A 13,180-nucleotide genomic window follows, 5' to 3' on the forward strand; every position below is an offset into this window, starting at 1 on the left:
AAATAATCGCCCTCCATTCTTATCCGAATAGAAGGCGGTTCATTATTGGAAGGCTGGCCTTAAATAAACTGGTGCAGTGGAATGTCCTTCCATTCCAAACAAATTCGGATATTATCCTCTTCAACGAGTTCAGATCCACTCTGAACTTCAATGAATTCGACATCGGTTATCGCTCTTATGCTGTGTCTTGTTCCATCTGGAATTCTGACAACATCCCCCGGCTTAACCTGATATAGCTTGTCGTTAATAACAATATCCGCAACACCGCTCACAATGGTCCATACTTCACTGCGTTTGTAATGCAATTGATAACTAATATTTTTACCGGCACGCACAAGAATACGCTTCGTCAGAACTTCGTTGTCCTCCGTATATTTCACATAATCAATAACGCGGTAGCGCCCCCATCTGCGTTCTTCATACATAGGACGCTGCTCAATTGTATTCATCACTTCCTTGATGCGCGGACTTTCCGCTTTGGAGGTGACAAGAATTCCGTCAGGGCTGACTGCCACGACAGCATCGTTAATCCCAATGACTGTAACAGGAATGTCAAGCTCATTGATCAGATGGGTATTGAAGGAATCTTCCGTGACGATGCCTGTTCCAATTTGTGAACGACTCATTTCTTCCGTGAGCGTATTCCAGGTCCCCAAATCTTTCCAGTAGCCATCATAAGGTACTACAACAATACTCGTTTCTTTCTCAACAATTTCATAATCAAAGCTAATTTTCGTCAGCTTCTTATAATTTTTGAGCAATTCCTCATACTTAAGCGGAATCCCCTTTTCCACCATCAGTTCGATAATATAACCCAAACGGAAAGCAAACACCCCGCAATTCCATAAAGCTTTTTGCTCCATGAGAACAGCAGCCTGATCGCGATTAGGCTTCTCAACAAAATGATTAACTTTCAGCCCTTCGGTGCCAGCATAGCGCTGTTCGGAAGGAACGATATATCCGTATTTCTCCGAAGGAACCGTCGGAACAACCCCCATTAACGCAAGGTTGGATTCTGTTGCATGAAGTACTTGCTCCAGTTCCTTAATCTTATGAAAGAAAGCCTCATCAACGTAAGGATCGACCGGCATAACGGTAATGACCGTATCTAGCGGCAGACTTTCCACATCATACATAAAGGCAGCCGCCAAAGCGATGGCAGGAAAGGTATCTCTACGCTCAGGCTCAACGATGAGAGGCGCATCGCTGCCTAGTTGACTCATCAGCATTTCCACTTGGGAGCGATTGGTAGCCAGATAAGCGGAATCCCCAAGCCCAGCAGCTTGAAGCTGTCTCCAGACGCGCTGAACCATCGATTCACTTCTGCCATCCCTGTCTTCTAATACCTTGAGAAACTGTTTGGATCTAGAATCATTAGACAATGGCCACAGACGTTTACCTGATCCGCCGGAAAGAAGAACTATTTTCATGAAAACCACACTCCATTCGGTTTTATAAGAATTCGTTGCTAGATCCCGTTAACGCTAAACGACAGCTTTATGACGCGTAGGATGCTTCTGGTCGGGTCTGCCGACCGAGTAATAGTGAATGCCAGTGCCTTCAATCTGTTCACGGCTATACACATTGCGTCCATCAATGAGGATTGGTTGTTCCATGATGAAAACAAGCTGGGACAGCGGCGCTGCTTTGAACTCATCCCAGTCGGTCAAGAGACAAAGCGCATCTGCGCCGGTGGCTGCTTCCAAAGCCGATTCGCACCACTGAATGGCCGGATGATCGATATGGTCTCTGAATTTATCCATAGCAATTGGATCGTAAAGCTTCAAGCGTGCGCCTGCCTTCAGCAGCGTTTCGACGATTTCTATAGAAGGGGCGTAGCGGATGTCATCTGTGTTCGGCTTAAAGGATAATCCCCATATTCCGATGACTTTGCCAGATAACCTTCCAAGCGATCCCTCCAATTTGGTAATCACTTTGTACCTCTGGGACTTATTCACTTCAACGACCGACTTCAGCAGTTGAAACTCATAATCCACATTGCCGGCAATTTGGATGAGGGCATCCGTATCTTTGGGGAAACAGGAACCTCCATACCCGATCCCTGCATTCAGGAAGGAAGCGCCAATTCGGCGATCCTGGCCCATCCCTTTAGCAACCTCGGTGACATCAGCTCCCACCTTTTCACAGATATTGGAGATTTCGTTGATGAAGGAGATTTTGGTTGCCAGAAACGCATTCGATGCGTATTTGATCATTTCGGCACTTCGAATGCTGGTCACGAAGATTTGATCCGTGAACGCACGATGAAGCTCTGTCAAAGTCTCCGTTAATTCCAAATTATCCAGACCAATGACGATACGGTCAGGATGCAGCGTATCCTGGATAGCAGATCCTTCCCTGAGAAACTCGGGGATCGAAACAACATCATAGGTTTCCATTGTATTCATCGCAAGAATCATCTGAATATGCTCATTGGTACCTACGGGTACTGTACTTTTGGTGGCAATAATCTTATGCCCGTTCATGGCTTGGCCAATTTGTATAACGGCTTGCTCGATATATTGGAGATCCGCTTCCCCATTGGGTAAGGAGGGTGTGCCTACCGCGATAATAATGAGCTCCGATTGCTGTACGGCTTGCGTTAGATCAGAGGTAAATGCCAACCGATCAGCTTTGAGATTGCGATCCATCAGTTCCTCGATACCAGGCTCGAAAATAGGTGAAATCCGATTTTGCAATTTCTCAACTTTCTGCTTGTCCTGATCGACACAGATCACATGATTGCCTTTTTCAGCAAAACAAACCCCGGATACTAACCCCACATACCCTGTTCCGATGACTGCGATTTTCATACGATCAATGCCCCTCTCTGAATTGTTGGTAGGATGTGCTCATATACGTTTTCAACTTCGTCATAAACGTCTTTTCATCAAACTGCTTAGCATGATTCATAATTTGACTGATATCCCACGCATGGCTTTCTACGTCGTGAATGGCGCCAAGCAGATCATCCACTTCCTGCCGTTGGAAAAACACGCCATTTACATGAGGAACGATCGTATCCAGAGCCCCTCCAGCTTGATAAGCAACAACAGGCCTTCCGGCCGCATTCGCCTCTAAAGGGGTAATGCCAAAATCCTCTTCGCCTGGAAAAATAAGCGCCCGGCACTCCGCCATCATTTTGGTAACTACGGCATCATCCAATCTTCCCAAGAAACGAACATTTCCCTTAGCCATGCTCTTCAAGCGCGCTGAATCGGGTCCCTCTCCGACAATATATAAAGGCAGCCCATTCCGGTTGAAAGCCTCGACAGCCAAGTCAATTCGCTTGTAGGAAACAAGTCTGGAAACGATGAGATAATAATTTTCTATCGAATGCGCTCTTTGGAATCGCGACGTATTAATTGGAGGAAAAATAACGTCGGCATCGCGCTGGTAATAATTGCGAATACGATTTTTCACCACGGAAGAATTGGCAATAAATTGATTCACATTGGCAGACGTTTTCTGATCCCAATGCTTCAATCTATCAATATAAATCTTCAATAACCGCTTCATCACGCTGGATTTCGTCTGTCTCTCCATATACGTATCGTAATCCCAAGCAAAACGCATCGGTGTATGACAATAACAGAGATGAAATGTCTCTTTGGGAACTTCGATGCTCTTCATAAAAGCACTGCTCGAGCTAAGAACAATATCGAATTCGCGGAAGTCGAAATCCTTAATAGCAAATGGATAAAGAGGCAGCATTTCTTTAAAATGGCTCTTTCCCCCTGGCATCTTCTGCAGCCATGAAGCTCGAATATCAGCATCTCGAAGCTCATCGAGTAGTCGATGACTGCTAAACATCGTTGTATAGATGGGGGCATTCGGAAACATTTGGTGAAAGACTTCTACGACTCTTTCAGCGCCGCCCATTTGAACCAAATAATCATGCGCGATTGCTATTTTCATTTGATCCATCCTTTATTTACTATGAGACTAGTTACGCATTGGCAATTAATCCAGCATAGTAATGAGTGATTTGGGTAACGGTTTTCTCGATGACAAAGTGCTGCTCCACACGCTTCAGGCCATTCTCGCTCATGCGAATTCTTACTTCCGGATTTTCCAGCAAGTAGCGAATCGACTCTGCAAGCAGCTTTGGATCTCCGGGCGTTATAAGAAGTCCGGTTTCACCAGGAACAACAGTCTCTTTTGGGCCTCCCTCATTGGAGGCAATTACCGGCAATCCTGCTGCCATCCCCTCTACGATCACTTGACCGAAGGGCTCAGGCGTGATGGACGTATGTACGAGAATATCTGCTTTCTGCATCAAGGCTTGGATATCATCCACATGTCCGAGTAATTTAACATTGTACAAATGATGATCGGCCATTTGTTTCAGAAGCTGTTGTTTGTACGCATCTTCTCCGAAGAGCGCGTCGCCGGCCAGCCAGAACTCGACCTGCGAATCAGGCAAGAACGATTTGGCAGCTTCCAGTAAAATATGCTGGCCCTTCCACTCCGCTAACCGACCCACTAAAAGAATGATGTACGACTTCTTCTGCCTTTTCATAGGAAGGGCATGGCTAGGTGTGTTGAGCTTTTGGGCAAAAGCGGAATAGACAACTAGTGTCTTTTTGGATTTCGGCAATTGCAGCGCATCCAGTGTTGAGTTGGAATTGGCTATAACGCCATTGGGCAGCATTCGGGACATGAATCGGATTGCACTAGCAACGATAGGCTTTAAATAAGGAGCTCCGATATGATCACGGATGTGCCAGATTAGCGGGACACCTGCCAGCTTGGCTGCTACGGCACCATAAAACGCTGATTTCAGTGAATTCGTATGCACACAAGCGACCTGCTCTTCTTTCAGCAGCTTCGAAATCCGTTTCCCATACGTAAACAGCTCGAAAGCACCAACCAAAGCATCGAAACTTACGGCATTGCGGTTTCGATTCCTCACCTTGTCACTTAAAGGCACAACACGGACATCAATCCCTTTGGCACGCAGTCGCTCGACTAATGCGCCTTCCTCTGCCACAATGACTAGCGGACTCACTTCGCTGCCCATATTCGTAATCAGGTTGTATAACGCAACCTCGCCTCCGCTCCATCTAGCGGTATGATCCAAATACGCTACTCTCAACATCCTTCTCATGACCTCCTTTTCGTTCAGCCAGAACGCGTGGATTCCGATTGCGACCGTAAGCGATGAGATGATTATCAATGACCGAACGGAATATGCCTTCTACTTGCTTGGATACCCGTGCCCATGTGTAATGCTCCAGCACATGAATTCTGCATTGTTCAGCCGTTGGCCAGCTTTCCTTCTGACGCAAGCTGCGAATGAGGCCATCCGCCATATCTTGACTGCTTTTTCCAGCGAACAGCAGGTCAGGACGGAACTTCTGAAGAATCTCCCGATTTCCGCCGACAGGCGTCGCCATGACAGGAACTCCCGCTGCCATTGCTTCTACCGTGATCAGTCCGAAGCCTTCCAGTGCTTGCGAAGGAACCACGAACAGATCGGCGGCCTGATAGTAATCAGCAAGCTCATGATCCGGCACATAGCCTAACATACGAACACGTGACTGCAGGCCATATTCCTTAATTTTACTTTCCAGTTCTTCCTTAAGCGGCCCCTTGCCGCCTAATAAGAGAACCGTATTCGGTATTTCTTTGGCTACCTCCCTCCAGGCATCAATGAGTTGAAGGAGTCCCATCCGATTGACTAATCTTCTTAACGTCAATACAGCTGTTGTTCCTTCAGGTATATGAAGTCTTTCTCGTATTGCTGTACGTTGGATGGAAGGCTTGAAGCGGTCAATATCCGCTGCCCCCGGAACAATATGGATCTTGGATAGCGGCACTTGATACTGTTCGTGAAGGATACTCCGGAAGGTTTCACTCAAAACAATGAACGCATCGGCATATCGATAAGCCTTCATCTCCATATTTTTGGCAATGATCGTTTTGATCCAATGCTTAAGTCCACTGCCTTCGAGTTTAATTTCCTCACTCCAAGGACCATGGAACGTCATAACAACAGGGATATTGCGCTCTTTCGCTTCTAACGCGACACCCACGCTATAAGGAGCAAAGTGGGAATACACAACATCCACTTCTTGATTGTCCATGAGCCAAGCGGCGTGCTGGCGAAAGGCTTCGCGCCTTTTACTCAGCTTCAACTGCGTTTTGGCAACATTCGTCACCTGCAGGCCTTCTTTGACAACTGGCTTCTCAGCACTGCTTACCAATGCTTGCAGATTGTGATCCTCAGCTAAAGCTTCATTAATATGTTTAAAATAGGTGTTCAAACCACCTGGCTGGGCGGAAGGCCAGCCCATGCCGGTTGATAAGATCCGCAAGCTATTGTTGAATTGCATAAGCACTTCCCTCCTTCAGGGGCTCGCCCTCAATTTTCTTCGTCTTTTTTTGAATTAACAGCAGCTCATACTGCTTTATGCAAACTAGAAATTCGTACATTCCCCAGAAGAGGGAAACGGCCAAGCCAGGAATACCTTTTTTGTATAAACCTTGAAAAATATATTTTTGAACAATACGCAACGGCGGACGAACCATCATTCGTACAATATTGAATCGTTTGCCCTGCGCAACAGCGCCTTCTGCTTCCAGATCGGTATATTTGTTAAAGCGCTGGATATGATCATGAATGCTGCGGAACCCATAATGCCATAGGATGCCTGGCAAGTATGCTACCTTATCCTGCGGCACATCAGGTGTTTCATGAACAAGACTGTCTCGGTACTGAAACTCCGTCCGGTTGTACAGACGAACCAATTGTTCTCCTTTTCCCATCCAACGTCCCAAAAAGTCACCGATGCGCAAGACGGAGTAGGCTCTGCTCGTATCTGACAAATCCAACTTCAGCTCTCTTATTGCAGCAGCCAATGGTTCACTGACAACCTCATCGGTGTCGATGACAAAAATCCAATCATACGTCGCCCGATCACTGCCATAAATGCGCTGTTTCGCATAGCCTGGCCAAGCATTGGTGAATACCTTGCATCCTAATTGTTCAGATACTCGGACAGTTGCATCCTTGCTTCCCCCGTCAATGACTACAATTTCGTCTGCAAAAGACTTGCAGGAACTAATTGCACTTCCTATTCTCGACTCATCATTCTGAGCGATGATGACAACAGATAGGCCATGCTTTCCCACAGTGTCACGGTGGTGACTCATTTGATTCGCCCCTCTCCCCCAATTTCAATCCGATTGTTTAACTTTATAGGCAGATACAGCTCGAAGCAGCCAGCGGATATCCTCTTTGTTAATGAATAATTTCGGCAGCTTCGTCTTCAACGTGAATTTCACATTGATTAGAATAAATAAAAATCGCAATATCCCTGAGGATAGGATCGCCATTCCGGCGCCTAACAAGCCGAATTTCGGAATAAGTACCATTAATAACGGAATGACAATTAAGAGTCCAAGACCTTGGAGGATCGTGACAATTTTCGGCTTGCCTAACGCCATGAACGCTTGCGCCAGCACCATGGTTCCACCGGATAACGATACTTCCAGCAGCAGCATTCGGAATACGCTAATGGCTTCCTTGAAATCAGGCCCATATAAAAGCGGCATTACGAATGGCGCAACGAGCATGATGATCATGGAGCATAAGAGCGCAATGCAAGTGCTTAACCGATAGACACGGAAGGTCATATCGACCACTTGGTCCTTCGGTAATCCCGAAGCCTTCGGAAACAAGACGACGATGATCGAAGTCGAAAAGATATTGACCACCCGTGACAAGCTCACCGCAACAGCGTACAAACCGAGCTCAGATGGGTTCAACAGTCCCACAATGACAATTTGATCAATATAGTAAGATACATTTCCCATTAAATCGTTCCCATAGGAGCCAATCCCATAACGAATCAAAGTTCGGAAGGATTGAAATGCACCTTTTAACTCCAAGCGATACTGTGTGAGCAGGCGTATGGTTGTCCATATATAAAAGGGAATCGCTGGAGCCAGATACGCAACAGCCGATGTGTAAGGAGTCATCGTTTTGGTTACAATCAGTAAACCTAATCCCACGAGCGTACTTAACGGAATCAGAAAGCGTAGTAGATTGAACAGCTTATATTCGCCTCTGACTTGCATCATTGCGTTATTGATTTGCGATAGCACAATTAAGGGAACAAGCACCATTGACCACTGTGAGAACAAAACCACGCTGTCGGAATAAGTCCGAAGCCAATAAGGCAATATGAATATCCCAATGCCCAGGGCAAGCACACCTGCGGTTAATCCCATCATGACGGCTGTTGTGTATAGCTTGGCGGAATCCTTCATATTCTTTTTCACGTTGTAAATAATCGCAGAAGGAATACCGAAGGTGAAGCTGAAGGCAAGGAATTGTGACCAAAGCACCATAGCGGCTTGTTCCCCTCTGCCCGAAGGTCCAAGAAAACGCGCCGTCAAGATTCCCGTCAACATATTGATCAGAAGAATGAGAACACTGAAAAACATCGTTTTGACCGAGCTCGCCATATTGCTTTTGCTTGTGTAGAACGATTTGATCATCGTAAATAGAGGTTTAGAGCGGATTATTTTTAAATTGACTGGCTGCTGCATCCGTTCTTGGCCTCCTTTCTTGGGTGCTCTTTCGATGTGCCATGATGCCTATTCCTACAACCAACCATAGGAGAAAGCCCTTCAAACCTGTATAGCCATTCTCGAAAACAAGACAAACGATACTCCCTTCCAATGCGGACAGGGCGAGCCTGGTGTAAGGAGTTAAGCCTCCTGATTGCTTTCTTTGGGATATCAGGTATTTGATAACGAGCCATAGTCCCCAGAAGAACAAGAGACCTCCGATAATGCCGAATGTGAGAAAGATGGCAACAAACCCATTATCGAAAATGCCATATTCCCCAAGAGCCCCATCATTGCTTAACTTGGTTCCTACCCCAATACTGCCTAGCCCGAGCCCTTGCGGTTTGGAAAACAACATCGGGAATACGGTGTGGAAGAAATCCAAACGTTCATTGTATGAATGATCATCTTGTATTGCTGTCATCGTATCCAGCCGTGCTAACAAGCCTTGCGCCCCTGGCAGCTTAGGTATAATGAAGTACATGGCAGCGATAACCGCTGTTAATTGAGCGATCAGCTTCCACTTCTGCTTCCCAGCAGAGACTGCCGTGTATATCGCAATATCAATGAAAAGCATGACCCAAGCGGATCGAACGAGTGTGATTAACAAGCCTACCGTAACTAAAATGACACCTAACCACCCGAGAGGACCCCGCCATCTCTTTTCCAAAATCATAGGAGCCAAGGCTGTCCCCATGTACATCCCGGCAGGACCAGGCGAATTCAGGAAGGAAAACACCCGAATTTCCAGTGGGTACGGATGGCCGATTGACGTCATTTCCACATGATTCATCCAAAATGCGTCCCAAGGCGGCACCATTACATATTGAATGATGCCATACACAGCAATCAGGATTGCTGTATTCGAGAAGGCAACAAGCAAGCGATCAAGATCCTTGCTTTCATAGTTCGATAAAGCCGCATAGGGGATGAGCAGCATCGGAATGAGATAATTAGCCAAGTCATAGAAGGTGCCCATGCCATTCTTCGTCAAACCGATGAGACTTCCATACAATAAGGCAATGGAGAAATAGATGAGCATGCGATAAAGCGTTGATTCCAGTTGATGTATTTTCGAAAGGACCGGAATGATCATCACAGCACTTGTCAGAAGCGGTGCAATGCTTAGCAACGATACCGAATGATACGTCCCTTCCACCCAATCTTCAAATCTTCGTATTTCTGGACAAACGACCCACACTAACAGGATATAAGGGATTAACTTGCGCGAGTCCAACAAAGCCAGCATAAATGCCGGAAAGAGCAGCATCGCCAATATGGCAATTTGCGATTTATTCTCATGGCCTAATGTCGCGCTCCCGTAGCCGATAACCAAGGATGCAGCCAACGCAGCGAACAACCATACCAGAGCAGCCCTTCCTTCAAACATGGATACAAAAGGATACCGCGCTTTTAACGTCCTCATAACGGATATCTCCTTACTGGCTTCCCATATAGGGTTCGTGAGCAACATCCCGCTACCAGCAGCTTACTCATTTTGCTTAGATAGTCCATTGTTAACCCCCGTCCCCTCCCTTTTCAGCTTGAATTGCTTCATCCACTCCAAACCAAGCATGACGATAAATAATGAATCATGGATTAAATATCGCTTCCACAATCTTCGCGGTTCCTGCGCCAGGCGCCAGAACCACTCGAAGCCTGTTTTCTGCATGATATTCGGTGCTCGCTTCACAGAACCGGAGATGAAATCGAAGGTCGCTCCTACACCAATTGAAATCGGAACTTCGTATTTCAAATAATGATCATAGATCCACTTCTCTTGTTTCGGAGCACCTACCCCTACGAAAACAATATCAGGCTGCGCTTCAATCAGCATTCGCACAATCTGTTCATTTTCTTCCTCTTTCTTCTCGAAACCGAAGGAAGGTGAATAGTGGCCAACAATATTCAGTTTGGGGAAGATTAGCTTCAAATTCTTGATCGCCAGCTCCGGGATTCCTTCCGCAGATCCAAGGAAAAACAATTTGTACTGCCGACTCGCGAACGCTTCACCCAGCTTGGCAAACAAATCGGAACCGGATACTTTCTGTTTCAACGGCTTTCTTAACATCTTTGATGCCCAGATGATGGGCATGCCATCTGCAACTATGGCTCCTGCATCGGAATAGACCTTCTGAAACACAGCATCCTTTCTGAGCTTGATCAAATGATCGACATTGCAAGTCAAAATGTAAGAATGGCTTCTCTGGCGAATCCTCTCGTCCATGAAGGCAAGCAGATCCAGAAAATCATAATTATCAAAATTAACATCGAACATAGTCACTCTACTCATCTAATCACTTCTTCTTTATTCGGATTTGTCGTTGATTGAATATACAAACCATTCAAGTACCAACAGAAAGGAATGATGAATTGCACGGTGGATAACGTGTTATCCGAAAAGGAATATAGAAAAAACGCCAAGATGAATGCTGCGTAGTAAATTTTAATTCTCGGTGGTACGACTCGGTAAATCATTGCAAACACGATAAATAATGAAAAGAAAAGCGCAATACAGCCGATATAGCCAGCATCATAATAGAAGCGAATATATTCATTGTGCGGAACCACAAAACCTTCGTATAAGCTTCCGTCATTAGCTACGGTAACGGCTCCCAAGCCTCTTCCTGCTAAGGGCGAATCTTGGACACCTTTCAGAAAGTAGGTCCAGGCTTCGGTTCTTCCGGACAAATCAATACCTGTTCCTGTCTCACGCTCGAAAGAGCGTTTCGTCATATTATCCCACTGCACATAAACGGCTCCGCCGATTAATGCCAGTGAGCAAACGAGCGGAATAATCAAGATTAATTTACCTTTGATGTAATCTTTGACCATGTCATAGAAATAGTAGACGACCATCGCCAGCATGGCTAAGATCGGTCCTCTTGTGCCTGTTGCGATGAGAATCGCAAAATTAGACGCGAGTGTACAGTAATAAAACTTGGCCCGCTCAGGCTCGCGCTTGGATTCCATCAGTGCAATCGTAATGCCTAGAAAGGCCAGCATCGCTAAGTGCGGAGCAATATTTGCCCCCTGTACTCTAACGGCTCCTGTGAATTCAACATTAAGGAAAGAGTAGAGATGCGCAAGCTGCAGCACGATTCCCGTTGCTACACTGATCAGTGGTAGTAAACAAAGAATTTGGATGTGCCGTTTCGCAGTTTCCTTTTTCCATTTGATCATAAGAAAGAAGAAAGGCAGCGTTAATCCTATGAAAGCTTTGAGTGTAAGCGACGTTGTCATTTTGGGATGCCAATCCGAGAAGAAAAAGGTCAGAAATAACATGATCATAAAAGCGGCAATAGGATAAACGAATTTCAGTCGCAGCCCATTTTGCAGCATACAAGGAATAAGTAGAATCAATATCCCCAGCTTATAAAGAGAAATAATTTCGATTCCGCCAACATTCGCTATGATGATGTAGTTAATCGAAATCGCCGTCGAGATCAACACAGGATAACTGACAATCTCGGGGTTATGGACGGATAAAGCTAACAAAAGGAGTACAACCATCCCCATTAGACTGATTATGGGCTGATAAACGGCTGCTACCCCCATAAGAATAGCTATGATGAGGAAGACGACACCGTAATATACTGGTTTTTTCACATGTATAGGAAGTTCCGTCATATGCGCCCTCACCTAGTCAATTGCATCTTTCTGCGTTTCCGCATCGTATCAAGTGTGCCACGAATACTCTCCATGCGGCATGTGACAAGCAGCTTGCTCCCAACTGTCCGGGCAAATAAGGCCTCTACTGAAATATAAAACACCTTAGCCGCAACCTTGCCAAGTAACACCAGCTTTGCGAAGTACCCCTTATACATAGAGCCATTCGTGACCCCTTGATAGTAATACCGTTTCTTGATCCAATCTTCGGTCAACCGACTGTCTGGGATGAAATGATCGACGATAAGCGACGGATGATACAAGATGCCTTTGCCTGCCTTCTTCATTTCACCGAACAGCCAAGATTCCTCACCGGATAACAGCAGGGAGCCGATTCTCCCCAAGTGAGTTGGAAATAAGTGATCTGCCAGAAACGATTTCCGGATCGCCATATTCGCACCAAATGGGTGGAGATTAGCCGGATACGTTCTGACAGCTTCTCCTAAATCAACGATCGTGTATGGCAGCTCCAAGCCTGGAATCAGCCATGCAGGACGTTTGCTTTCAAAAATGGGCCGAATCCTGCCTCCCAAGGCATCGATATCGCTCCGTGAATCAAAGGTAGTCAGCATGGTACGAATCCATCCCTTGCAAGGAATGGCGTCATCATCGAGAAATGCCACGATCTCGCCTTGAGCCGTCTCAATGCCGTTATTGCGCGCAGCAGACAACCCTTGCTTCGCTTCGAAAACGTAGTGAACGTTCAAGGTTCCCACATGACGATGGATAAATGAGTTTGCAATATCCAAGGTGTGATCTGTGGAATTATTGTCCACGATCAGAATCTCCGCCTGTGCCAAATCCTCAAGCTGAGTTAAGGATTCTAACGTGATGTGCAATAAATCCGCTCGATTGTACGTACAGATGACGATGGATACCCTAGGTTTGGATGGGTTGCGTACCATGGCGATCCTCCCTTCGCTACTCCTTT

11 protein-coding genes are annotated in these 13,180 nt (G+C 46.0%); all 11 read right to left on the reverse strand.

Annotated elements, in window-relative coordinates; translation table 11 throughout:
- Nucleotides 1–59: 59 nt before the first annotated feature.
- A complete protein-coding gene (locus HQN90_RS16060) occupies nt 60–1,430 on the reverse strand; it encodes a sugar phosphate nucleotidyltransferase (protein WP_173220418.1) in 1,371 nt (456 codons plus the stop codon).
- Nucleotides 1,431–1,484: 54 nt separating this feature from the next.
- The gene (locus HQN90_RS16065) at nt 1,485–2,813 is read right to left on the reverse strand and encodes a UDP-glucose dehydrogenase family protein (RefSeq protein WP_173220420.1); all 1,329 of its coding nucleotides are present in this window, start codon (nt 2,811–2,813) and stop codon (nt 1,485–1,487) included.
- Between the two features lie 4 nt (nt 2,814–2,817).
- Nucleotides 2,818–3,918, reverse strand: coding sequence for a glycosyltransferase (locus HQN90_RS16070; RefSeq protein WP_173220422.1), 1,101 nt, complete (start codon nt 3,916–3,918; stop codon nt 2,818–2,820).
- A gap of 31 nt (nt 3,919–3,949) precedes the next feature.
- The gene (locus HQN90_RS16075) at nt 3,950–5,101 is read right to left on the reverse strand and encodes a glycosyltransferase (RefSeq protein WP_173220424.1); all 1,152 of its coding nucleotides are present in this window, start codon (nt 5,099–5,101) and stop codon (nt 3,950–3,952) included.
- Complete coding sequence (locus HQN90_RS16080) at nt 5,067–6,338, reverse strand: glycosyltransferase family 4 protein (protein WP_173220426.1); 1,272 nt, start codon at nt 6,336–6,338, stop codon at nt 5,067–5,069. The genes HQN90_RS16075 and HQN90_RS16080 overlap by 35 nt, the downstream gene beginning before the upstream one ends.
- Nucleotides 6,322–7,158 (reverse strand): glycosyltransferase family 2 protein, encoded by an 837-nt coding sequence (locus tag HQN90_RS16085; protein ID WP_173220428.1) that lies wholly within the window; start codon nt 7,156–7,158, stop codon nt 6,322–6,324. The genes HQN90_RS16080 and HQN90_RS16085 overlap by 17 nt, the downstream gene beginning before the upstream one ends.
- 24 nt (nt 7,159–7,182) lie before the next feature.
- Entirely contained in the window at nt 7,183–8,559 is a 1,377-nt protein-coding gene (locus HQN90_RS16090; protein ID WP_173220430.1) for a lipopolysaccharide biosynthesis protein, read from the reverse strand.
- A complete protein-coding gene (locus HQN90_RS16095; RefSeq protein WP_173220432.1) occupies nt 8,522–10,006 on the reverse strand; it encodes an O-antigen ligase family protein in 1,485 nt (494 codons plus the stop codon). The genes HQN90_RS16090 and HQN90_RS16095 overlap by 38 nt, the downstream gene beginning before the upstream one ends.
- Before the next feature lie 63 nt (nt 10,007–10,069).
- The gene (locus tag HQN90_RS16100; RefSeq protein WP_173220434.1) at nt 10,070–10,873 is read right to left on the reverse strand and encodes a WecB/TagA/CpsF family glycosyltransferase; all 804 of its coding nucleotides are present in this window, start codon (nt 10,871–10,873) and stop codon (nt 10,070–10,072) included.
- Nucleotides 10,870–12,210, reverse strand: a complete 1,341-nt coding sequence (locus HQN90_RS16105; RefSeq protein WP_173220436.1) for an O-antigen ligase family protein — start codon at nt 12,208–12,210, stop codon at nt 10,870–10,872. Before HQN90_RS16105 ends, HQN90_RS16100 begins: the two co-directional genes overlap by 4 nt.
- Before the next feature lie 8 nt (nt 12,211–12,218).
- Complete coding sequence (locus tag HQN90_RS16110; protein ID WP_173220438.1) at nt 12,219–13,154, reverse strand: glycosyltransferase; 936 nt, start codon at nt 13,152–13,154, stop codon at nt 12,219–12,221.
- Nucleotides 13,155–13,180: the final 26 nt, after the last annotated feature.

Origin of the sequence: Paenibacillus alba (assembly GCF_013204855.1) — a bacterium.
GTDB classification, from domain to species: domain Bacteria; phylum Bacillota; class Bacilli; order Paenibacillales; family NBRC-103111; genus Paenibacillus_E; species Paenibacillus_E alba.